The following is a 25,218-nucleotide window of genomic DNA, read 5'->3' on the forward strand; positions in this document are numbered from 1 at the left end:
ATGCAAAACCGAGCAAATTTAAGCCTTGCCAATAATTAGGATTTTCAATATTGGGATCATCTATTGCAAGTCCAACTCCCCATATTTTATCAATGGGACTGGCTTCAATTAATACTCGCTTGCCTGTATTGGCTAAAAATTTACCTAATGCCTTATTCTGACTAAATTTTAAAAAATTACCACGTACCACAATCTCAAACCGCTGCGCTAGCCAGATCACTTCATCAAAATTGAGTACGTTTCGCCCTAATGCTTTTGCCTCACCAAGGTTTGTTGCATGAATTATTTTTTGGTAATTCTCTGTATCATCAAATAATTTAGCTTTTTCTGCCATCATATAATGTTCAGAGGTTAAATATTGAATACCATCCTCAGTAAATGTCGACGCATACCATTGACTGAAACAAGCTTTAGAAAAAGAAAAAGCATTATAAAAAAATAATTGAATACCATGCTAGCTTAAAAAATTCACACCGTATTACGATTACGGAGCATACCAAAAATAGCAACCTCAATACAGATGATAACAATGATATGATGGGATGCTTGAAAGACTGATAGCTATTGATACTATAAAATTGCTTATGACAATACAGCAGTCATAAAAATGCAATTATGACCTACTATATTAGGCTTTCGCCCTAACTAAACTATATTTTGAACGTAAGCTAATGCTTTTTGATATAATTTATTAATCTAAAACATCCAGAACCTAGCAGTATTGGCTGATTTGTTTAAATACCAAACTCAAGTTCTATTGCGTTTTTTTACGCCAAATCAAAAATCGAAAATTCTATGAGCCAAACGTTAACTATTACCCAACCAGATGACTGGCATTTACATGTTCGTGATGGAGCAGCAATGCACGCGGTTGTACCTGCAACAGCACGCTGTTTCGCTCGCGCGATTATCATGCCTAATCTCAAGCCACCTGTAACAACTGTTGAACAAGCTGAACAATATAGGCAAGATATTTTAAGCACTTTACCTAATAACACCCAGTTCAACCCATTGATGGTGTTATATTTAACTGATAAGACTACAGTAGAAGAAATTCAAAAATTAAAAGCCAGTGAGCATATTTATGCGGTCAAATACTACCCTGCAGGTGCAACAACCAACTCAGATGCTGGTGTGACCGATTTACGGAATGTGTGGCCAGTATTGGAAAAGATGCAACAACTTGATATTCCATTACTTATTCATGGAGAAGTGACCGCGACTAGCATCGATATTTTTGACCGTGAACGTTACTTTATTGAGTATGTACTTGATCCTATTTTAACTGAATTTCCTGAATTACGGGTGGTTATGGAGCATATTACAACTCAAGAAGCCGTTGAATATGTTACAGAAATGTCGCATCACTTAGCAGCAACAATCACCGCTCATCATTTACTAATGAATCGTAATGCTATTTTCCAAGGCGGGATTAATCCACATTATTATTGTTTGCCTGTATTAAAACGTGAGGTGCACCGTGAAGCCCTCATTCGAGCGGCAACCAGTGGTAATCCTAAATTTTTCTTAGGTACAGACAGTGCGCCACACCCTCAACATGCTAAAGAAGCAGCTTGTGGCTGTGCAGGCATGTATACCGCACCTGCGGCTATTGAACTATATGCTGAAATCTTTGAAGCAGAAGGAAAATTAAATAAATTAGAGGGCTTTGCAAGTTTTTACGGTGCTAATTTCTACAAATTGCCTCACAATAAACAAACTATTACGTTACGTAAAGCAACATGGGCGATGCCTGAGTCTTTTGAACTTGGTGAACACAAAGTGATTCCATTGCGTGCAGGTAGTGAGATTTTATGGCAGTTGGTGTAAATGATTCGTGCAACGCTTCTTGTTTTTCTTGGATTTATTATTGCAGATCATAGTGATGCTGAGACCATTCATCGACTATTTACCACGCCAGAACAACGTTATGGCCTAGAACAAGAGCGTTTAAAGCCTGCACCAAGCAAAGAAGAAGTTGAGAGTTTTGAATTACCAGAACCACCAAAATATATTATATTCAATGGCTTGTATCGTAAAAATAATGGCGATATTATGATTTGGGTTAATGGCAGTAATAAATTGAATTTTAAGAAGCAGAGTTATTATATTGAACTTAATGAGGCAGATAATTCGGTTTTTGTGGTTTTAAAACAGCGTAATAATTTACGAATTGCTTTGCAACCGGGGGAAGTATTAGAGACTCAAAGCGAAAGAATATTTCAAGCTTATGAAAGTGATGAATGGCGCGCCCGAGACGATTCGAACGTCCGACCTTTGGCTCCGGAGGCCAACGCTCTATCCAACTGAGCTACGGGCGCACTTAAACTAAACGAGCATTTTATTGCTTTTTCAAATAAATGTCAAAAATACCTATTCATTTTTAGTTGCTTATACCGCTTGACTTAAGTTTAACAAATAGATGTTAGGTAAAATAATCTAAGTTTATCGAAATCCAACACTTTGAAAATAAGCCAATGGATTCAAAATAGTCCACCCAAAATGCAAAACCATTCATATATAAGTTTTAAATATCCAACTGAATTCAAAGTTATTCTAAAACTCTGCTAACCCATTGTATAACATTGGCTAATCAAGAATATATTCTGGAGCATAGGGTTTGAATTCTATACTCCAAAATATCATCATTGCTTAAAATGGAATATCATCATCAAAATTATCTGGCGAACCACCCGATGTTGAGCTTGGCGCTACAGTATCCATTGGTGGTGGCGCAGGTACAGGTGGTGCTGTCGGGGTTGGGTTCGGTGGCGGTGGCGTATAGTTTGGTTGTGCACCCGTATTTTGTGGTGGCGGTGCATAAGCTGCTGTATTTTGTGCAGCAGGTGGCGCATAAGTATTCTGTTGTGCTGGTGGTGACGGATAGCCCCCTCCTGCATTATCACCACGACCGCCAATCATTTCCATACGTTCACCAACAATCTCAGTGGTATATTTTTCAATGCCAGTCTGATCTTGCCATTTACGAGTTTGCAAACGCCCTTCAATATAAACTTGAGAACCTTTACGCAAATAATCCCGTGCCACTTCCGCAGAACGTGCAAAAAGTACAACTCGATGCCATTCTGTCGTTTCGCGCCATTCACCTGTTTGGTTATCTTTATAGCCTGAATTAGTAGCCACGCTTAAATTTGCCACAGATGAACCACTTGCAGTTGCACGAATTTCTGGGTCATTCCCTAGTCGCCCAATCAACATTACTTTATTTAAAGTGCCCTTAGCCACTGACTTTTCTCCTGAAAACTAAAATTAATAACGTGCCTCTTCGGGTATCGAAAATTGTTCTAATGCGCTCATATCTAAAATGTCGCGGTCAATCTTCAAATACGCCACACCATCTTCTAAAATCACAACCGCTTCGGCAACCCCCGGAATCTGTGCTAACTGTTTGGTTAACTGGGTTGCTTTTTGTTTATCTAAATCACCTACATTTAAAAAATGAGGGCTTAAATAACGTGGGCTATGCATGGTTATCGCAAGTATAAACCAAATAATTGCCAAGACTGCACAAAATAAAAACACGGCCATATCCCCATATTGATGATGAAACCAACCACCGCTAACCCCACCAATAAATGCGCCTAAAAACTGTGAGCTGGAATAAACCCCCATTGCAGTACCTTTATTTTCGGGTGGTGCAATTTTACTGACTAATGATGGAAGACTGGCTTCTAACAAATTAAATGCCATGAAGAATGCGAATAATAATAAAACTAATCCCCAAAAATACTGATGAAAATAGGCAAAACCAAATTGTGCGATGACTAATAAACCAATGGCGAACACAAACACAAATTTCAAATGATGTTTTTTCTCACCAACAATAATCAACGGTATGATACTGAGGAAGGAAACCAATAAAATAGGAAAATACACCATCCAATGTTGTGCAACAGGCAGTTTATCTTTTAAAAGCAGTGGCATTACAACGAATAACGCCGTCAACATACAGTGCAAAATCATGATACCTATGTTTAAACGCATCAATTGAGCATCATGGAAAATATTGGTGAATTGAGATAAGACAGGTTCTGTATCACGGTGAAAACGACAGTGATGAGGTTGAGGTACGACGGTGTGTAAAATAATGATTGCAATAAGGGCCAAACCCGCAGTTGCCCAGAAGATGCCTTGTACCCCAATCCAATGGTTTAATACAGGGCCAATAGATAAGGCAAAAATAAATGACATCCCAATCGTCATCCCAATTATCGCCATGGCTTTGGTGCGGTGTTCCTCATAAGTTAAATCGGCGGTCAATGCTAATAATGCAGCGGCAATCGCGCCACCACCTTGCAAAGCACGGCCAATAATCACCCCTGTAATATCAGTCGACATCGCAGCCACAATACTACCAAAGGCAAAAATCAATAAGCCAATTGTAATCACCGTTTTACGTCCAATACGATCTGACAACATGCCAAATGGAATTTGTAAACTGGCTTGAGTTAAACCGTAAATGCCAATTGCAACCCCAATCAGAAACGGTGTTGTACCGTCTAATTGTTCAGCATACAAAGCAAAAACGGGCAATATCATAAATAGGCCAATCATGCGCAAAGCAATAATAATGGCAATAGACGAAGTTGCCTTTAATTCGGTCTGATTCATTCGCTAACCTTTGGTCGATTTCTTGTATGTATTATAACTAAGAATCGGCATCACATCCGTTTGGATTCCATGCAATTGCCAGTTCTCGGTAGCATTATATTTTTATTATTAAGCAAAATTATTTTTGAAATACTACGTTTTTTTAGCCGAAAGGAGGTCACTGTATAATAATTTCATGAAAAGTAAACCACTCAACTTAATTTTAGGGCGTAGTATGGAGATTTTTAGCTTATATTTGGAATGAATGATGGAGGTATTATTCACAGGCATGAGCTTAAGTTGAACATAATGCAATTAAATGTGGCTGATTTTTAGATTTTTTAGACTGACATTGTTACGAATTCCAGCATAATATCAGCCTGTTTTCCGATTTCATAACTAATCATAAAAAACTGTCGGATATTGGTTGTATTACGTTATTATTCTCTGTTTCCAGTTTGATAGTGCGTTTTTGCTCGATGTCTTGATTTATTTTGTACAAACTACTCAATATACTTTAGGGAGATGAAAGCCTTCTATTTAACCGTCGTTAACCACTGCCGTACAAATGGCAAGGTGATTTTACGATGCGCAGCTAAAGAAGCATAATCAAGGTTTCTCAACTGATGAATGAGGGTTTCTAAATCATACGCAAATTGTTTAAGTAAATAGCGTGCTACTTTTTCAGATAATTCAAAGCCCAATTGTTTAGCATGTTGCTGTAGTGCTTTTATTTTCTCTTTATTATCTAGGCCTTGCAGTTTAAATACCCCACCCCAAGATAAGCGTGATTCTAAGTCCAGTAGCTCTAATCCTAGTTCATTAGGAGCCGTCTTGCCTGCCATTAGCAATGGAATATTTTTATCTTTCAAGCGGTTAAATAAATTAAACAACGCATGCTCCCAATCGCTAGAGCCTGCAATGACTTGCAAATCATCCAAGCAAACTAAATCCAAGCTATCTAAACCTTCGAGCACCATCGTACCTTCTGATTTTAGTTCGGAAAGAGGAATATAAGCAGGTGTTTGGTCAAAATAAGCCATCTCTTGGCAAGCTGCTTGTAATAAATGCGTTTTACCAGTGCCAGATTCGCCCCATAAATACAAACTATTTTCACTTTGTCTTGCAATCACTTGCCTCAGTACTAATAAAGCAGTGTGATTAAAAGTGGCGTTATAGTTTGCAAATGATTGGCTGAATTGCAAATTGATACCAAGTGGTAATTGGGTGCTCATAGCCTTAGTGTTAAACAATGTTAAACTTTTTGAGCCTTTAGATAAGTTGAGTCATTCTTAAACTATTTCAGCAAAAAATGCAAGCTTTAGAATTTGGTTTCAATGTGTTTTTTGGTTTTAATATACAAAAGCTAAGCCATACAAATTGGGTAAGCAATCCCGTAATTTCTTGCTGATAGACTTCATTATCAATATTGATTTTTGATTTAAAATAATTTGGCTTAAACTATCCGCATTGGCTAATTGAATTGGATTTTTTGCGGTAAATAGCTATTTTTTGGGTTCAACATGAATTATGAACATAACATAAGAATATGCGCTAATTTAGAGATTTGTCATGATTGACTAGAAAAATGCATAAAATAAACAATTATAGACATTTTATTTTAAAGTAATACAGGACTGGCAGTCCTCAATTTTAAAACTGATTGATATTTAAAGTATAAAAAGACTGCCAGTCCTAACACATAAACTGGAATTGGCTATATCTTACAATAGATTAGCACTCACATAATTCGATACATTTAAATCAAATAAAACAGGTGTCACAGTTATTATGTTTAATTTTAAAAATGTTGCTATTGGTTTACTCGCTTTAATTGCAGCTTTATTTGGTGGCATTAAAGCGTATATCGATACCCAAATCCAGCAAAAATTAACCGAATTTAGTCAATCGTCAGGAAAGAATTTTCAATTAAACTACACTGATGCCAATCTATCATGGACAGGAACGTTGGTGATTGAAAATGTAGAGTTAAATACTGAAAATCAGCCCAATATTGCAATTGAAAAGCTGGTTTTACATCAAGCATATTTATTCTACGATGTGAAAAATAGTTTGCCAGAACAATCGCATGTGGAATTATTTGGGGTGCAAATGGATGTCCCTGATATTGCGAGCCAAGCCCCTGATATTTTATTCAGCTATAAGCCCTATTACTTAAGTTTACGTGAATTGCGTCAGTTGGGTTTTCCTCAGTTTGCAATGGATATAGATATTCAGGCCAAGCAAGTGGCTAAAACTGTCGATGTGTTAATCAATGTTCAAGGTCAACACTGGGCGAATGTAAACATTGCAGCGACTTTATTGAATATGCCAGCATCACCTTTAAACTGGTTAAAGCAGATGAATCAAATCCAATTAGAGCAATTCATACTCACTTATGATGACAGTACATTTATGCAAAAAACCACTACTTTCTTAGCTCACCGCAATAAACAAGTTGAAAAACTATTTAAGCAACAATTGGCTTATAAATTACGTCGTGATATTGAATCACTGCGTACTCAACTTGAAATAAGTAGCATTGACAACCTTGCTCAATTTATTCAACAACCGAAACAATTACAACTTATTTTCCAACCCAAGCATCCACTTCCCACTTACCAAACCATTATCAATACGCCTCCACAAAACCTGACTCAACACCTTGGTTTTAAAATAAAATATACCCAATAATTTATTTATGTAATAATAAAAATGTCTTATATGAAAAACAGGTTTAATCTAGGGCTTGAGTTAAAAAGGCTGAAGTCGCCATATTTCTAAAATGTTCGAGGGGGATATTCGTGAATTTTCGAGTCTTACTTTTGGGTTTAGCTCTGTGCTTAAATACCCAAGCAACTTATGCCCAAGATAAAATCGGATTGAATGAACTGATTGGCTTATCTTTAGCGGAATTATTGCAAGTTGAAATCGAAATTGCGTCTAAAAGTAGCGAAACAATTTTTGATGCGCCTTCATCAGTTACTGTATTTACGCGCCAAGAATTACTCAATATGGGGCTAACTTCAGTTGAAGAATTATTAAATTATATCCCTGGGTTTATGGCGACCCGAGAACTGGTATTTAACTCTGGTTATATGGTTGCCGCACGTGGCATGACCACCCCTCAAGCATCATACAATATTTTATTTATGGTGGATGGACAACGACTTAACAATGCGGTTAGTGGTGGTGCATTAGCCCGTAATTTTTATATTCCATTGGCGAATGTGAAACAAGTTGAAGTGATTCGTGGACCTGGTTCTGCATTATATGGTACTAGTGCATATTCTGGTGTGGTGAATATTGTGACCAATACCGATGTGAATAATGCGTTCTTCAGTGCAGGTGATATGGCCAGTCGAGAAGCGTATATGAATTTCTCTAAACAATTTGAACAGGGTGGTTATGTTGCAGGGTTTGCGCGTTACTTTGAAGATAATGGGCAAAAAATCTATCAAAATGTGCTCAATCCAAACACATTAAGTTCTGACCCTTTAAAAGGCAGTGATATTTATTTATCGGCTGAATATGATCGGTTTCATTTCCAGTTTCGGAATGCTCAACGTGATCGGGATGAATTTGCATTTTTTACTGAAAACTTAGAAGGCATTGAAAAATATTTCACTGAACATCAATCAATTAGATTAGGTTATGAATTATACAAAACGGATAAATTTAATCTCAACATTGATTTTGATTATATGCGCACTCGAAATAAAGAAACATTTTTAACCTCTTCATTAGCTTATTTACCTGACAGCTTAGATAAATCCAATTTAGGTAATTTATTAGACGGGCGCAATGCCAAAGAAACCGAATGGTCAATTAACCTTGAGGGTCATTATGCTTTCAACGATCATCATGAATTAATTACAGGCTTGCAGTACCGAAAACCAACCACAGAATATGCATATATTTCATTGAATTATGATGTTGCCGAATATAATCAAGCCTTAGCTGAATCACCGCCAACAGGGTCTTTTAATTATACCGGCATTCCGTATGATACTGCTGACTACGAACCCCAAATCAGTCAAAATATTTTAGGGATTTATGTGCAAGATAAATATCAATTTAATCCACAATGGGCAATGACATTAGGTTTGCGTTATGATCGTTATTCTGATGCGGGCAGTACCACCAACCCACGTGCTGCATTGACTTATGCACCGTCTGAAAAAACTAAATTTAAATGGATGTATGGCGAAGCATTTCGAGCACCTTCACTACGTCAGAGTTTTACAAAAATACAGGGGCTTGGTAATCCTGACTTAGAGCCTGAAACCATTAAAACCTTAGAATTGGCTTGGTTACAACAATTTGAGCAAGCGCAAACCATGCTCACGTATTTTTACAGTCGAGCTGAAAATAAAATTGATACCGTTTTGTTATCATCAGCGACTACAGGTGAATTTTTACGCCAATTTCAAAATTTACCGGGGGCACTGGATTCCGCAGGCTGGGAGTTTGAATTATCTAGCCAATTGACTGAGCATTTATCGTTACGTACCGCCTACACTTATATGGCAAAAATGCAGGAAAAACCGCAACGCTTTTCCGAGCAAACCTTTTCCGCAATTTTAAATTACCAACATGATAAATGGAATCTCAATCTAAATACTTATTATCATGATACGATGCAACAGCAGATTATAGGAGGAAAAATCAAAGTATTTGATGATTATTGGGTTCTACATTCCGCCGTCCGTTATGCGCTAACACCAGAACTAACCATTGTTGGACGTATTCATAATCTATTGGATGAAACATATTACAATTCAACCAAATATGCATCTGTGACCGATGGTGTATTAAATCGTGGTCGCACTTATTCTTTGGGTATTGAATTACAGTTTTAGGTCAAGGTTTTGGTCTAATACTTGAATTAAAAAGCCTGAATGCTTTATGGTCTTTAGGGGGGAATATCATGAATCTTCAGTCGTTACTTGTCGGCTTAGTTTTGTATTTGAATACCCATTCAGTGATGGCGGTTCAAGACAAGGTGGTCATAAATGAATTGCTTGGCTTATCTTTAACTGAATTATTGCAAATTGAAATTGATATTGCCTCCAAAAGCAAAGAAACGATTTTTGATGCACCCTCATCTGTGACTGTATTCACCCGCCAAGAATTACTTAATATGGGGCTGACTTCGGTTGAAGAACTATTAAATTATATCCCCGGATTTATTGGTACACGCGAGCTGGTATTTGGTTCCGGTTATATGGTTGCTGCACGTGGCATGACCACTCCCCAAGCATCATATAATATTTTATTTATGGTGGATGGACAACGACTTAACAATGATATTAGTGGGGGTGCGTTGACACATAATTTTTATATTCCACTGGCCAATGTGAAACAAGTTGAAGTGATTCGAGGGCCAGGATCAGCCTTATATGGCACTAGTGCATATTCTGGTGTGGTCAATATTGTGACCAATAAAGATGTGAATGATGCGTTTGTCAGTGCAGGTAATTTAGCCAGTCGCGAAGCGTATGTGAATTTTTCTAAGCAATTTGATAATGGCTATTTTACGGGGTTTGCCCGTCATTTTGAAGATAATGGCCAAAATGATTATAAAAACATTATCGATCCAAGCAAATTAACTTCCGACCCCATGCAAGGCAATGATATTTATTTATCTGCACAATATGATAAGTTTAATGTTCAATTTCGACATTCCCAACGGGATAGAGATGAATTTGCATTTTTAAGCGAGAGTTTAGAAGGAGTAAATAAAGATTTCACTGAACATCAATCGATTAAAGTAGGCTATCAATTATTTGAAACTGATGATTTTAGCTTAAACCTAGATTTGAGCTATATTCAAATGCGTACTAAAAGTGTGGCTTTAGATGCTTCTTTTGCTAATTTACCTGAAACCTTGAGTCAATCTAATTTGGGCAATTTAACAGGTGGGCGTAATTCTAAAGAATCAGAGCTGGCTTTTAATATTGAAGGCCGTTATATTTTTAGTGATACGCATGAGTTGGTTGCAGGCTTACAGTATCGTCAACCGACAAGTAATTTTGCTTACAATTCGTATAATTATGATCCGATTACTTTAAATCAAGCACTGAGTCAATCGCCACCTACGGGAAGTGTTCCTTATACTGGGGTGTTATATGATACGGTCATTTTAATTGAACCTGATTTTAATCGAGATATTTTTGGGGCTTATATACAAGATAAATATCAGTTAAATCAGCAGTGGGCAATGACGATAGGCTTACGTTATGACCGTTATTCTGATTTTGGCGGCACAGTGACTCCACGCGCTGCGTTAACTTATGCACCAACTGAAAAAACTAAATTTAAATGGATGTATGGTGAGGCATTCCGCGCCCCTGCAATACGCCAAGGCTACATTAAGTTAAATCAATTGGCGAATCCTGATTTGAAATCTGAAACGATTAAAACTTTGGAATTAGCATGGCTACAGCAATTTAAGCGTGCACAAACGACGTTAACCTATTTTTACAATCAGGCTAAAAATAAAATTGATACGATTTTGATTGCTCAAAGCGGCTTAGGCTTTAGACGACAATTTCAAAATTTACCCAATGAGCTTAGCTCGTCAGGCTGGGAGTTCGAGTTATCTAGCCAATTGAGCGATCACTTGTCATTGCGCATGGCCTACACTTACATGGCAAAAATGGAAGAAAATCCCCAACGTTTTCCCAAGCAGACTTTTTCCGCAGCTTTGAATTATCAATATAACAAGTGGAATTTCAACCTAAATGGCTATTATCATGATGAGACTGAGCAACAAGTTTTACGACAAGTAGAAGATAATGTATTAGACGACTATTGGTTGCTAAATACTGCGGTTCGTTATGCGATGACTGATGATTTAACGCTAGTTGGACGGGTGCATAACTTATTGGATGAGGCTTATTATAGCTCGACTAAATATGCGGTTGTGGCTGATGGTGTGTTAAATCGTGGTCAAACTTATTCTTTAGGTATCGAGTGGAAATTTTAATAACAATAATGTAAATAATGCCAAATATTTGGGGCTGTCAAAGAATAGGATTTAAGTTAATCTAATCCAATGAGACAAGCAATATAGTCGTTTTATTTTAAAGTGATACAGGACTAGCAGTCCTAGATTTTAAAAATGATTGATATTTAAGATATAAAAGGACAGTCCTAACATGCAAATCGAAATTGACTATAAAGAGATGTATTTGAGGTATTAAAAAATCTCTTTGCTGGATGGAACGATTTCAAACTGAATCTATAGTCGCTTTATTGCTTTAATATAAAAACAAAAATACCCTTACCTTGGAATAAGATAAGGGCGAAAATGCTAAGGAGAAAAAACGTTTAGAGAGAAGGTATTTTCTAAATTGCCAATGAAATATTTTTGCGCAATTTTTTCATTGCATTACTTTCAATTTGACGAATACGTTCGGCTGAAACGCTATATTCTTCAGCTAATTCCTGCAATGTTGCTTTACCATCACCTAACCAACGTTTGCGTAAAATATCTTGGCTACGTGGGTCTAATTTTTCTAAAGCCGAATATAATTGACCGCTGCCATGTGCTGACCATTCGCGGCTTTCATTTAATTTCGCAGGATCAAAACGATGATCTTCTAAATAACCAGAAGGTGCAAGAATCTCTGACTCTTCATCATCAGTTGGCGCATCAAATGAAGTATCTTGGGTACTTAAACGGGTTTCCATTTCAAGCACATCTTTAGGTGTTACACCCAAATCATGCGCAACTATTTCAACTTCTTTTTGATTTAACCAACCTAAACGCTTTTTAGAACTACGTAGGTTAAAGAATAATTTACGCTGGGCTTTGGTTGTAGCCACTTTGACAATTCGCCAATTACGTAAAATATATTCATGAATTTCGGCACGAATCCAATGCACTGCAAATGAGACCAAGCGTACACCTACTGTCGGATCGAAACGTTTAACTGCTTTCATTAAACCAATATTACCTTCTTGGATTAAATCAGCTTGTGGCAAACCATAACCACGATAGCCATTTGCAATATGCATTACAAAACGCAAATGCGACATAACTAATTGGCGTGCAGCTTCTAAATCTTCAGTTTCTCGTAAATTAACCGCTAATGCTCTCTCTTGCTCTACGGTTAACATAGGAATTGCTTTAATTGCTTGCGCATAATTTTCAATGCTTTGTCCAGGAACAGACAAATTAGCATTTAAACTTAAAGCAGGTGATAGTGCTCTCATGGCATCCTCTCTCCTAGAATTTAGTGATTTATTCTAGCACTCATAAGATAAGAGTGCTAATAAATTTCAGTCGTTTTGTTCTCACTTACCCGACTTAAAACCAAGTTTATCTATCAGGTATTATTATGTCATGAGTATAATTATCGGGTATTATTATGTCAAACGTTTTTTGTATTATGATATGATTTTGATGATGAATTATGGAAAAAACACAATGTCTAATAGATTGAATTTACTGAATAATTGGTTATTCAATACCTTACATCTTGAAAATAACACTCTTCAGCCATTAACTAATGATGCAAGCTTTCGCCGCTATTTTCGCGTGAACAATAAACAAGGACAGCCTTTTGTCGTCATGGATGCACCGCCTAATAAAGAAGACTGCCATTCTTTTATTGATATTGCACGCTTATTACGTCAAGCAGGGTTAAATGCCCCTGAAATTATTGCCCAAGACACGACACAAGGTTTTTTACTATTAACCGATTTTGGCTCACAACTGTATTGGCCAGCATTACAAACTGAGCAGGCAGATGCTCTTTACAACGATGCGTTCCAAGCTTTGGTTAAAATGCAAAAAATCGACGCAGATAACTTGCCACTTTACGATGATGCTTTACTCAGTCAAGAATTAAGTCTATTTACAGATTGGTTGATGGCAAAACATTTGAATATTGTGTTAAACGCGGATGAGCAACAACAGTTACTTGCAAATTTTGCATTGCTCAAACAGTCTGCTTTATCTCAACCTCAAGTCTTTGTACATCGCGATTACCATTCACGCAATTTGATGCTGGTTGATGCCAATAATCCTGCGATTTTAGATTTTCAAGATGCCGTCAAAGGTGCAATAACTTATGATCTCGTTTCTTTATTACGTGATTGTTATCAAGTTTGGCCTGCTGAACGGGTTGACGCTTGGTTAAGCGATTATTATCAGTTAGCTATTGAGCATCAATTATTAGAGGCTAACGTTGAGCTTGCCCAATTCAAACATTGGTTTGATTTAATGGGGATTCAGCGTCATCTCAAAGCTAGTGGCATTTTTGCGCGTCTATATCACCGTGATGGCAAAGACAGCTATTTTCAGCATATCCCAGATACCTTAAACTACATTGCACAAGTCAGCGAACTTTATCCTGAATTGCAGTTTTTAAATCAGTTGCTGGTTAAACGGGTCATTCCTGCATACCTGTCGCGTCTGGATTAAAAGAGATAGAGTCATTGGTGTTGAGTTTGGGCGCGAGAAAATATGCCCAAACTCAGAAAACAGCAAGCCAAATAAAAAAAAATAGGTGAGACATCGTATTCACAGAATATAGTCGTTTTATTCTAAGATGATACAGGGCTGGCAGCCCTTAGTTTTAAAAACGATTGATATTTAAAGTTTTATAGGAATGTCAGCCCTAACACCCAAAACGAAATTGACTATATTAGAAATTTTGCTGTAGCACTGCTTCTAATTCTTCCAAGGAATGAATGATGGCGTGAGGTTGGTGTTCAGCGTCCCATGGTTGTTTTTTACGGTTGATCCAAATGGCGTGCATCCCCGCTTGTAACGCACCAAGCACATCAGCATTGGCACAATCACCAATATGTAACACTTGATTTGGTTCAACTTCGCATTGTTGACACACGGTTTCAAATAAGGCGGGGTGGGGTTTTGCGTGTCCAACATCACCTGCTCGTAGCGATATGGTGAAAAAACGTGACAATGTATTAATCCGTTTCACATCGGCTGTGCCATTGGTCAATGCACATAAAGTATAGTTTTTATGCAAGCGTTCCAAGGTAGGAATCACATCATAATAGGGTTTTACTTTGTGTCGAGCGTTATCAAAAACCTCTAAAGCAGGTCCAATAACTGACTCGTCATAACCAACTGTATTAATCACCTGTTTGATGTTGATACGGCGTAATTCATGTAAATCTGTATACAATTCAGGTTGTTCACGCAATAAATCTTGTCGCATTGCCTGCATATCTGAAATGCTAAATTTTTGAGGAATTCTCGGATAATAGCGAAAAAACCACTGACGCAAAGCATTTTCTGCATGACGAATCACGGGTGCTACAGGCCATAATGTATCATCTAAATCAAAACAAATTACACGAATAGGCATAAGACTGGGCTATTTTGAATATCATTCAGCAACTATAAGATAAATCTATCAAATATGATAGTATAACCGCCTGTGATTTTATGCACATGTTGTAGGCATTGATAAACAATTTTTTTACACTACTTAATACATAACCGCATCAACTAAACACAAAAAGGGAAGTCGCAAATGAGTGCAACGATTATCGAACAAGCAACGCCACGTTTACACCGTTCAGAATTAGCCGTTCCAGGTACAAACCCCGCGTTTTTCGAGAAAGCAGCTCAATCAAATGTGGATTGTATTTTCTTAGATTTAGAAGATTCAATTGCGCCAGATGAAAAAGAAACAGCACGTAAAAATGTGGTTGAAGCACTCAATGATATTGATTGGGGTGATAAAACTATGTTGGTGCGGATTAACGGTTTAGACACACAATACATGTACAAAGATGTGATTGATGTGGTTGAAAACTGCCCACGTTTAGATATGTTATTGATTCCTAAAGTGGGTGTTCCTGCTGACATTTATACTTTAGATACTTTAGTTTCTCAAATTGAAATTGCGAAAAAACGTGAGAAAAAAATGGGTTTTGAAGTATTAATCGAAACTGCCTTAGGCATGGCAAATGTGGAAGCGATTGCACAATCAAGCAAACGTTTAGAAGCAATGAGTTTCGGCGTAGCAGATTATGCTGCATCAACCCGTGCTAGAACAACGGTTATCGGTGGTGCACATCCTGAATATGGCGTATTGACTGATAAAAATGAAGATGACAGCCCGCGTGATTTCCATTGGAATGATATGTGGCATTTTGCTCAAGCGCGTATGGTTGTTGCGTGTCGCGCCTATGGTTTACGTCCAATTGATGGACCTTTCGGTGATTTCAGCGATCCTGATGCGTATGTTGCTGCGGCAAAACGAGCGGCGATTTTAGGTTATGAAGGCAAATGGGCAATTCATCCTTCACAAATCGATTTAGCCAATGAAGTCTTCAGCCCATCAGATAAAGAAGTTACTCACGCTAAACGTATTTTAGAAGCAATGGAACAAGCGGCAAAAGAAGGTAAAGGCGCAGTGAGTTTAGACGGTCGTTTGATTGACGTTGCAAGTATCAAAATGGCTGAAAACTTAATTGAGAAAGCCAAAACAATTAGTATGTAATTGAATTTTTGATTAAACCTGCTCATTCCTAAATTATTTGGGAATAACTAAAAAAGCTCTGAGATTGTTATTCAATTAATACCTCAGAGCTTGCCTGCTTAATAAGCGCTTTCACACAAGATATAAGTCTGTTCCCAAAATAGTTCGGTTAAATGAATAAATATGAACAAGGTAAACACATTATTTATCATGGTAATGCACTTGATGTGTTGAAAACCTGTATTGATGATGAATCTATTGATTTAATATTTGTTGATCCTCCATACAATATTGGAAAAACATTTTCTGAGTTTGAGGATAAATGGGCTTCAGATTTGGAATATGTCCAGTGGGCTTATCAATGGATTGATGAGTGCATCCGCGTGTTAAAACCAACAGGCTCGATGTATCTTATGACCAGCACTCAAGCAATGCCTTATTTTGATTTGTACGTACGGGAAAAATTAACAGTCTTGAGTCGTATTGTGTGGTCTTATGATAGCTCTGGTGTCCAAGCAAAAAAATATTTTGGCTCAATGTATGAACCGATATTACACTGTGTTAAAAATCCTAAATCTTATATTTTCAATGCTGATGACATATTAGTAGAAGCAAAAACAGGCGCAAAACGTAAATTGATTGATTATCGTGGAGAAACACCAAAGCCTTATAACACAAAGAAAGTACCAGGGAATGTTTGGGAATTTCCTAGAGTAAGGTATCGAATGGATGAATATGAACAACATCCATCGCAAAAACCAGAGGCATTATTAAAGCGGATTATTTGTGCAAGTAGTCATCAAAATAGTATCGTACTCGATCCTTTTTCTGGCACATTTACAACGGGTGCAGTCGCCAAATTTTTAAATAGACAATCCATTAGCATAGAATCACAAGAAGAATATCTCAAAATAGGTTTGCGTCGCGTGCTAGGCTTTCAGACTTATCGAGATGAAAAATTACAAAAACTGACTAAAAATACTAAAGTCAAAAACACAGGTGGTGTAAAAAGGCAAGAATCAATGGGAGACCTTTTCCATGTTAATTCAAAAGCATGATTTCACACAAAAAATAATTTCTATCTTAGATATGCATACTAATAATCAAGGTGAAGCATTATTACAGCAGAGTGAAATAATCCAATACTTAAACATCAAAACTAAAGCAGCTAATCGTGGATCAAAATCACGAGCAGGCTTTGCCAATAATTATGCTATTTATGTATTAGTTGAGGACTATTTGAATCATGGATTTGATAAAAATTAAAACTACCTAAATTATGAAGGCGCAAAATTTAACGATTTACTATACCGCCAACGTGAGCTTCCATTTGGTAGTAAATTGCAAAATCACGCTCTTAATCATCGCTTAAATCAAGAATTTAAAAAATATTTTCCTATTTGTGAATACTTACCAATTATAAGAGATGCAGAAACAAATTATTATTGGATAAATGAGCAATTAATTAAGGTGAAATTGGGTACAGAAAAAATAAATATTGCCGCAGCAGTTAAAGCAATTATTGAGACTTATATTGAAGCAAGACAAAGTGCCTTTTCTGATTTCATGTCTTATTGCCAAAAAATAATAGATATGCAGCAAACCTCACCAGAAAAAGCGATCCAATTTATAAAAAGTTTATTTGAACCTAATGTTGATGCCCGCATTTTTGAAATAGCAAGTTTTGCTGTTCTAAAACAATATTATGCAGAACAAAGAATTTATTGGGGATGGTCGCCTGAAGAATTGATTGAAGAATCTCTAACACTTTATAAAACAGGCAGAACTAATGCAAATGATGGTGGTATTGATTTTGTGATGAAGCCTTTAGGACGCTTTTTTCAAGTTACAGAAACGATAAATGCAGGCAAATATTTTTTAGATATTGATAAAGTGCAACGTTATCCAATCACTTTTGTTGTTAAAACTGAAGACCCTATTCACATCATATTACAAAAAATAGAAACGCAGGCTAAAAATAAATATCAAATTAAGACTATTGTACAAAAATACATTGAATCAATAGAAGAAGTTATCAATATTCCAAAGCTGATAGAAATATTTGAAAAAGTACTAAATGATGGTAATGGAATATACGTGATTGAAGAAATTGTATTGCAAAGCCGAGTTGAGTTTAATATGGAATTTATTAATTGAAATAGGTAAACATCGTTTTTTGGCAAACAACCCCATTGCTTGCCAAAATATTTGGATTATTCAGTGCTGACTCGAATTGAGCCGCCACATGCATCACCTTCAGGCAAACCTGTTAACCATTGTTGTAATTGTGTAATACGTTGTCTGGTTAATTCAGTTAGCGCATTGTTGGAGCATAATGGATAGGTTGAGCCATAAGCAAAGCGTTTATCTTCTTCAGGATAGATTGTTTCTAAATGCGCATCACGAAAAGCGATCCAAGCACGTTGAGCTACTTTTAATTTTTTAACAAATTCAACTTCATCATTGTATGTTGTTAAAATCTTACGATAAATTTTATTTAATTCTAAATCAGCTTGCTCATAACCTTCATAACTACAACGATTAATATCAACTTGAGTCACAGCATTTTCAGTACAATCGATGGTTTCATCTGCATTAGAAGCTGGATTTTCATAATCAAGGACTTTGGTTTTTTCTTCCTTAATATAAGTGATTTCGATTTCTTTGCCTGTATATTTTTCTGCATTATCTGCATCTAACTCAAATACCCCAACAAATTCATACACCGTTTGATAGCGATCTTTTAACTGCAAATACATACCCGCATCACCTAACTGACCTGAAATATAGTCACCTACTTGAGTGTATTGTGCTTGTTCTAAAAAGCGTTGGGGCGTATCAGATGAAAAGCGTGCATTGATGGGCTCACTAGTTAAACGCAAACCAATCATTAATGGCTCTAAAACTTTTTGATAAGTGATCGTTAACCATTGACTTCTTTCAAGCTCTAATGCTTTTTCATCTGATAGAATAAAATCTAAACTACTCCCATCTTCAGCTTGAGTTAAACGCAACCAGACCTCTGCTCCGCGTCCTGTTTCTGCTAATTCGGTGATTTCACCTGTGAACTGCAATGTTTCAGCTATAACTTGTAAAGGCAATAACAAAGCAAATAGGGTGAAAAGTAAACGCTGTTTCATAAACTTGACCTCAGTTTCTATAAAAATAAGGTTAAAATACCAGTATAACCATATAAACGTTGATGTGAAATTTCGCCATTGGCAAAAAAACCGACAAGAGGAAAATTGCCTAATACTTCTTGGATTAACTTCATCTCTTGCGAATCTTTACCAAATAAGCTCTCTCCACGTCCAAGGCAAGAAATATACACACCGCCTTTCGGCTTTTTACCACGTAAATCATGTTTTAAGCTATTCAGGATTTTAACCAAATCTTCTTTTGCACTGCGCACGTCTCGTTTGGCAAATAAAATTGGCATCCCGGCATTAACAAAATCACCAATCGCCATCAACTGATGTTCTGGATCAAGCGCGATGATGTTGCGTACCATGTAATCGCCCGTATCAGAGCCTTGAATGGGTAACGCGGTGAATATTTGCCCTGCAACTTTATGTAGATCATCGGAAAACTCTGCACCAATATCTTCTTTAAACACTTGCAATGCCGGTAGGTTATCAATGCGCACAATAATGTTTCGGTCAGCTTCGGTGATTTCATGCCGTTTGCCGATAATTGAACATCCTTGAGTTAAACGTGTTGAAACGGTGACAGCACTGGAAAAAATAACCCCCGATACATCTAAATCATCATCAACAAAAACATCATTCGCAATTTGTGGATGTTGGCTTTGCTCTTTATGTGAACTGGTTAAGCCACCAACTAAAAAGCCATCTCCTAAATTTTCACTTAATTGCAAAATCATGTCGGGTAATTCACTGTTGCGTGGATTGGCATGAACAAGACCAAACAGTGGGATTTTACTGTCAAACCATGACTGATGTTCTAATACAAATTTTTCTAAGCCGTCATCTTCTTCATTAACTCGAGTAAACACTTTAAATGAGCCTTCAGGAAATTCCCCAACCATTGCGACAACTGCAGGCACATTAAAATATTCTTGTCCTGTGGCACAAATACCAATGGCAATTGTTCCAACCCAGTTTTCAATACCTGTCTGTTCTTGAAAATAATAGGTTATTTGATTTATTTCTTCTTCAAAATGGTCGGTAATATATAAAAAACCTAAATTTTCATTATTGATTTTTCCTATTTGTTTTGAACAACTAACTGCCGCTTCTTTCCAATGTAATGCGTTGGCATGGCCGTATTTAAATTGACTCATGATGCTTCCTTTATCTCTCGCCAGATTTTTTATATAGATTGGGGTTATACCTCACATTTTATAGGCTTCAATATTGGAATTATTTATAAACAGCATCTTGTAGATAAATTTTAAATTTCTAATGGTTTTAAAGATTTGAGTAAAATAGACTGAATAGCCCATTTTTAAAATTGAGATAATTTCAAATGGGGTAATACGATAAATCACAATATTAAATCGCTGCTTATTTAAAATAAACATTGGAATTTCATGTGTATCAAATTAGAATTATAAAAGTCATATCGTTATTTTAATTTCTTTAATTAAGCAGAGGTAGGCGCAATGAGTTATCTTATTAAACGGGTACTGATGTTAGGTATCTGTATTATATTTTTTTCGGGTTCTCATGCTAATGCGGCTTTAAATGCAGGTGACATCGCATTTGTAGCATATAACGCGGTTAATTTAGATAATTTTAGTTTTGTGGCATTAGTCGATATTGCAGCAGATGAAGAGATTAAATTTACTGATAATGGGTGGAAAAGTGATAATACTTGGCGCACGGGTGAAGGTATTATTACTTGGACTGCACCTGTAGGAGGCATTGCAACAAGTCGCGTTATCACCATTACCACAATGCCTTCAGCTTCTGAAGGTTCTGTCACTGAATATAGAAATTTAAACTTCGCTGTAACTGGCGATCAGATTATTGCTTATCAAAATACAGATACAATGATTGCTGCATTAAATAATGAAGGTTCGGCAGTTTGGCAAGCGGATGCAACTAATACCAATACTTCTGCACTACCACAAGGGTTAACCAATGGGACAAATGCGGTTGTGCTAAATGAAATTGATAACGCCACATATACAGGAACAATAACAGGTGATAAAACAACTTTACGCGCAGCAATTAACAATAATGCTAATTGGACGGGTAGTGATAACACCAATTTAACTTTTTTAAACCAAGTAAGTTGTGATAGGAGTGCACCTGTTACGCACTGTATTCATACCATTCAAGGCTCAGATGTAACAAGTCCACTTGATGGAATGACAGTAACGATTGAAGGTATTGTTGTTGGTGATTTTCAATATAGTGATGTTGATGAAGTGCGAAATTTAGGTGGTTTTTTTGTCCAAGAAGAAGACAGTGATATTGATGAAGATACCAATACTTCAGAAGGGATTTTTGTTTATGATGGAAATTCTCCTATTGATGATATGGATATAGGGGATAAAGTACGTGTAACGGCTGAAGTCAGAGAATATTTTGGCATTACAGAACTCATTGACCCAACAATTGTTGTCATAAATAAAGGCAATACATTGCCCATTGTTACAAATATCGATTTACCACTTAGTTCAACGGTATTTAATGATGATAGCGAATTAATTGGCAATTTAGAACAATATGAAGGCATGTTAGTAACATTTAACGACACATTGACGGTGAATGAATTATATAACTTAGATCGTTTTGGTGAATTTGTTGCTTCTGAAGGTGGGCGATTAAGTCAATTTACCCAATCAAACGCGCCTGATATAACCGCTTATAGTACACATTTATTAGATGTTGCGACGCGCAGTATTATGATTGATGATGGACGTTTTACGCAAAATAATATCCCTATCTATCCTGATGATGAATTAGACATTTTTGATGTATTTCGTATGGGTGATACGGTCGCCAATTTAAAGGGAGTTATCCATTACAGCCGAGGCTCTGGTAATTATGGCAAACAGACTTATCGCTTACATCCTACCGAAAACCCTTCTTTTACTCATATCAATACACGCCCTTCTAGTCCAGAAAATGTCGGTGGCACACTCAAAGCGGCATCCATCAATGTACACAATTATTTTACAACGCTAAATGAACGTGGCGCTGATACCTCATCTGAGCTTATTCGCCAAACGGATAAATTAATAAGACTACTTGATACTTTGGAGGCAGATATTATTGGTTTGACTGAGTTAGAGAATAATTATCAGGGAGGTAATAGTGCTGCTAAATATTTAACAGATGAATTGAATGCCAGAGTTGGAGCGGGTACTTATACCTATGCAGATGCGGGAGAGGATATTGGTGATGATGATATTGCGGTTGGCATTTTGTTTAAATCCGCTGTGTTTCAGCAAGCCGCCAGCACTTCAATACAAGTTTTAGATGATTCTGATTTACCTACTCTGGGCATGAGTGAGCCTATATTTAATGGTTCTGGATCAAACCGCTCCCCACTTGCGATGACGTTTACACACAAAGCCACAGATGAAACGTTTACCTTTGTTGTTGCTCACATGAAATCTAAAAGCAGTGCAGGCAATTATCCCGATGATGATGACTCAAATGATGGGCAAGGTTACTCTAATCAAACTCGGTTGTTAGGCGTACAGGCTTTAAAAGCATGGTTGGCAACAGACCCGACGAATAGTGATGATGATGATTTTTTAATTGTCGGTGATTTCAATGCGTATGTGAAAGAAGACCCTGTTATTGAAATGGAACAAACTTATACCAATCTCATTGGCGTAAATAACTATTCTTATGTATATGATGGTCAAAAAGGTGCGTTAGATTATGCTTTTGCCAGTCCCACATTAAACACACAAGTAACGGGTAGCACAATTTGGCATACTAATGCGGATGAGCCTGATGCTTTCGATTATGATGAAAATTTTAATGATATTACTCTATTTGATCCAACAACGCCTTACCGTGCATCCGATCATGACCCTGTTGTTATTGGTCTCAGTTTAAGCAGCGCGGCTGAAATTGCGGTAAAAGACAGAGAGGATGAATTAATCACTTCTGCAACCGTTGATTTAGGAAGTGCTTTGATAAATGGCGCGTTAACTAAAACTTTAACCATTGAAAATACAGGCAATGTGGATTTAGAACTCAGTTCAATATCTTTAACAGGCAACTTTAGTTTTAGTAATTCTGTTGCTTCTGACATTACGATTTCAGCATCGAGCAGCTATGAGTTTGCAATTGAATTATCCAATACTTCAAGCTCAGGAAATTATTCAGGCACATTAAGCTTTGACAGCAATGATACTGATGAAAGTAGTTTTAGTATTAATTTCACAGGTACAGTGATAAATAGCAGCAATTCTGATAACTCATCGGATTCAAATAGTTCAGATGATACAAACAGCTCTGATAATTCATCGGATTCAAGTAGTTCAGGTGACACAGACAGCTCTGATAACTCATCTCATACCAACTCATCAAGCTCAAATGCTGCACCTCCTGCGCCACAGCCTAATTACCACTTACTTTCAGTTGCAGGTACAAAAGCCCATATCACCAGTCAACCCAGCGGTATTGATTGTCAATATGGTGCTGGCACATGCTCACACTTATTTGATCGAGGTGAAACGGTACAGCTTGTACTTGAATCGATTGATGTTGCAACAGGTATGACACAAGATGATTACACCGTCATATGGGATGGTGGCTGTGGTAATTCAACTCATACGATGACCATGTATGATAGTTATCAATGTTTAGTTCAAGTATATGGCAAACAAGGAATTGATTACTCTACGGGTTCAAATAATACGACAACAGGTCAGCTTAATTTCTTAAATTTTAGTGGTCATAGCCTATTACGTGGTGATGCTGAAGATGTCATCTTAGGTTTTATTCTCAAGGGTGAAGGCACTACTAATATAACGCTTCATGCTGATATTTTGGACACAGGTGTCATGCCGTTGCTTGACTTAAACGAAGTGTTATTTGATACCAATATTGGTTGGTACGGCCAATTGCTCAGCCGTGAACAACACGCCAATAGTTTCACCCAGAACCGAATAATTAATCCTGGTATTTACACTATTCAGCTGGGATCAATGGGTACGAAAGGTCGGGGGATGGCTGGCATCAGTCTGAAAAATAATCAGCTCAATTTGACCAATCTCAGTGTTCGCGGTTATTTGCAAGATGCTTTAGCACTTAATTTTATTGTTGATGGAGAAGGCACACAGCAAATCAAAGTCAATACACGGATTTTAAGCGGCCAAGCCTCAACACAGTTATTCATGTTAAATCTGGCAACGTCACAAACTGTCATCAATGGCACATTAGCAAAAGGCTCTATAATTGAAATTGGTGCTGGAGCGTATGCAATCTTACTCAATGTCTTATCAGGTCAAGGCATCGGTATGATTGAAGTTGATTTACTGGAATAATACTTAGGGTTGAATAGCGTGTTTTAAGTTGATGCAGAGCACGCTATTTTTTTGGCAAAATTTTAATCTAAACCTGTTTGATACATTCTATATTGAATAAGTTACGTAAAAAATAAACAAGGCCAGTCTCTTTATCCGCATATATTTTGCAATGTATTTTTGTGTGGGTACTGTCGTTGAATTAAATATCAGGTTTATATTTCCAACGCTTATCTTTTGACTTATTGCATTGGTGACAATCATATATGATTTTTTTTGCTAAATGTTATAAAAGTATATTGAAAACTGTAATGATGCAAGCAAGCATAAACCACATAAAATTCATAGAAGTCAATAGGTTTAGAATGATGCCGAAGCGGTTATAATTTATAAAAAACATGATATATTAATTCAATACCATTGACCCTGTTTTGGAATATAATACACCCCGTTGATTCTATCAAAAAGATGTATTTTCATATATTTATTTAAATATTAATAGCTCAAGTTACTATGGAAAAGGTGCTGTTTTCAAGTTATTATTAATCAGCAAATTACTAGGGGTTTTAGATTTAACTGACAATATTCCTAATCTATGTCTGCTTCAACAATGACTACAATGTGAGTATGAAATGATAGAATAAAGTAGCTATTATTTTGCCTGCTACTTAAGGTTTA

General features: G+C 36.8%; 18 protein-coding genes and 1 tRNA gene. 10 read left to right on the forward strand and 9 right to left on the reverse strand.

Features of this window, described 5'->3' with window-relative positions; translation table 11 throughout:
* On the reverse strand, positions 1-448 hold a 448-nt coding region (gene ybiA / locus ABXH34_RS00955; protein WP_353570020.1), incomplete at its 3' end, for a riboflavin biosynthesis intermediates N-glycosidase.
* Between the two features lie 347 nt (positions 449-795).
* On the opposite strand from ybiA, the gene pyrC reads away from it, so the two are divergent.
* Positions 796-1,830, forward strand: coding sequence for a dihydroorotase (gene pyrC / locus ABXH34_RS00960; protein ID WP_353569978.1), 1,035 nt, complete (start codon positions 796-798; stop codon positions 1,828-1,830).
* A gap of 414 nt (positions 1,831-2,244) precedes the next feature.
* On the opposite strand, the gene ABXH34_RS00965 is transcribed toward pyrC, so the two are convergent.
* The 4 genes from ABXH34_RS00965 to hda form a co-directional block, all read right to left on the reverse strand.
* A tRNA-Arg gene (locus tag ABXH34_RS00965) sits at positions 2,245-2,321 on the reverse strand.
* Between the two features lie 331 nt (positions 2,322-2,652).
* Positions 2,653-3,246 carry a single-stranded DNA-binding protein gene (gene ssb, locus ABXH34_RS00970; protein ID WP_353569979.1) on the reverse strand — a complete coding sequence of 198 codons (594 nt, stop codon included), beginning with the start codon at positions 3,244-3,246 and terminating at the stop codon, positions 2,653-2,655.
* Positions 3,247-3,270: 24 nt separating this feature from the next.
* Entirely contained in the window at positions 3,271-4,632 is a 1,362-nt protein-coding gene (locus tag ABXH34_RS00975) for an MFS transporter (protein WP_353569980.1), read from the reverse strand.
* Positions 4,633-5,147: 515 nt separating this feature from the next.
* Positions 5,148-5,846 (reverse strand): DnaA regulatory inactivator Hda, encoded by a 699-nt coding sequence (gene hda / locus ABXH34_RS00980; protein ID WP_353569981.1) that lies wholly within the window; start codon positions 5,844-5,846, stop codon positions 5,148-5,150.
* 556 nt (positions 5,847-6,402) lie between these two features.
* Here hda and ABXH34_RS00985 point away from each other — a divergent pair.
* The 3 genes from ABXH34_RS00985 to ABXH34_RS01000 all read left to right on the forward strand — a co-directional run bounded on the left by ABXH34_RS00985 (position 6,403) and on the right by ABXH34_RS01000 (position 11,602).
* On the forward strand, positions 6,403-7,305 hold the full coding sequence (locus ABXH34_RS00985; RefSeq protein WP_353569982.1) for an aq_1923 C-terminal domain: 903 nt from the start codon (positions 6,403-6,405) through the stop codon (positions 7,303-7,305).
* A gap of 110 nt (positions 7,306-7,415) precedes the next feature.
* Positions 7,416-9,473 (forward strand): TonB-dependent receptor plug domain-containing protein, encoded by a 2,058-nt coding sequence (locus ABXH34_RS00990; protein ID WP_502710387.1) that lies wholly within the window; start codon positions 7,416-7,418, stop codon positions 9,471-9,473.
* Between the two features lie 68 nt (positions 9,474-9,541).
* Complete coding sequence (locus ABXH34_RS01000) at positions 9,542-11,602, forward strand: TonB-dependent receptor plug domain-containing protein (protein WP_353569983.1); 2,061 nt, start codon at positions 9,542-9,544, stop codon at positions 11,600-11,602.
* A gap of 362 nt (positions 11,603-11,964) precedes the next feature.
* Here ABXH34_RS01000 and rpoH read toward each other — a convergent pair whose 3' ends face one another.
* A complete protein-coding gene (rpoH, locus tag ABXH34_RS01005; RefSeq protein WP_353569984.1) occupies positions 11,965-12,834 on the reverse strand; it encodes an RNA polymerase sigma factor RpoH in 870 nt (289 codons plus the stop codon).
* A gap of 214 nt (positions 12,835-13,048) precedes the next feature.
* On the opposite strand from rpoH, the gene ABXH34_RS01010 reads away from it, so the two are divergent.
* A complete protein-coding gene (locus ABXH34_RS01010) occupies positions 13,049-14,047 on the forward strand; it encodes an aminoglycoside phosphotransferase family protein (protein ID WP_353569985.1) in 999 nt (332 codons plus the stop codon).
* A gap of 223 nt (positions 14,048-14,270) precedes the next feature.
* On the opposite strand, the gene ABXH34_RS01015 is transcribed toward ABXH34_RS01010, so the two are convergent.
* Complete coding sequence (locus tag ABXH34_RS01015; protein WP_353569986.1) at positions 14,271-14,960, reverse strand: HAD family hydrolase; 690 nt, start codon at positions 14,958-14,960, stop codon at positions 14,271-14,273.
* A gap of 168 nt (positions 14,961-15,128) precedes the next feature.
* Between ABXH34_RS01015 and ABXH34_RS01020 the strand changes: the two genes are divergently transcribed.
* From ABXH34_RS01020 to ABXH34_RS01035, 4 genes are all read left to right on the forward strand, one after another.
* Complete coding sequence (locus ABXH34_RS01020) at positions 15,129-16,103, forward strand: HpcH/HpaI aldolase/citrate lyase family protein (protein WP_353569987.1); 975 nt, start codon at positions 15,129-15,131, stop codon at positions 16,101-16,103.
* 152 nt (positions 16,104-16,255) lie between these two features.
* A complete protein-coding gene (gene yhdJ, locus ABXH34_RS01025) occupies positions 16,256-17,140 on the forward strand; it encodes an adenine-specific DNA-methyltransferase (protein ID WP_353569988.1) in 885 nt (294 codons plus the stop codon).
* Positions 17,121-17,348 (forward strand): hypothetical protein, encoded by a 228-nt coding sequence (locus ABXH34_RS01030; protein WP_353569989.1) that lies wholly within the window; start codon positions 17,121-17,123, stop codon positions 17,346-17,348. Before yhdJ ends, ABXH34_RS01030 begins: the two co-directional genes overlap by 20 nt.
* Positions 17,349-17,423: 75 nt before the next feature.
* On the forward strand, positions 17,424-18,239 hold the full coding sequence (locus ABXH34_RS01035; RefSeq protein ID WP_353569990.1) for a hypothetical protein: 816 nt from the start codon (positions 17,424-17,426) through the stop codon (positions 18,237-18,239).
* 56 nt (positions 18,240-18,295) lie between these two features.
* On the opposite strand, the gene ABXH34_RS01040 is transcribed toward ABXH34_RS01035, so the two are convergent.
* Together ABXH34_RS01040 and ABXH34_RS01045 are read right to left on the reverse strand one after the other, a co-directional pair.
* Entirely contained in the window at positions 18,296-19,222 is a 927-nt protein-coding gene (locus ABXH34_RS01040; RefSeq protein ID WP_353569991.1) for a lysozyme inhibitor LprI family protein, read from the reverse strand.
* A 17-nt stretch (positions 19,223-19,239) separates the two neighbouring features.
* A complete protein-coding gene (locus tag ABXH34_RS01045; RefSeq protein ID WP_353569992.1) occupies positions 19,240-20,385 on the reverse strand; it encodes an FIST signal transduction protein in 1,146 nt (381 codons plus the stop codon).
* A 321-nt stretch (positions 20,386-20,706) separates the two neighbouring features.
* Here ABXH34_RS01045 and ABXH34_RS01050 point away from each other — a divergent pair, with 321 nt between their 5' ends.
* Complete coding sequence (locus ABXH34_RS01050; RefSeq protein WP_353569993.1) at positions 20,707-24,561, forward strand: ExeM/NucH family extracellular endonuclease; 3,855 nt, start codon at positions 20,707-20,709, stop codon at positions 24,559-24,561.
* Positions 24,562-25,218: the final 657 nt, after the last annotated feature.

It is taken from the genome of Candidatus Albibeggiatoa sp. nov. BB20 (assembly GCA_016744725.1).
Classification (GTDB): Bacteria; Pseudomonadota; Gammaproteobacteria; order Beggiatoales; family Beggiatoaceae; genus Albibeggiatoa.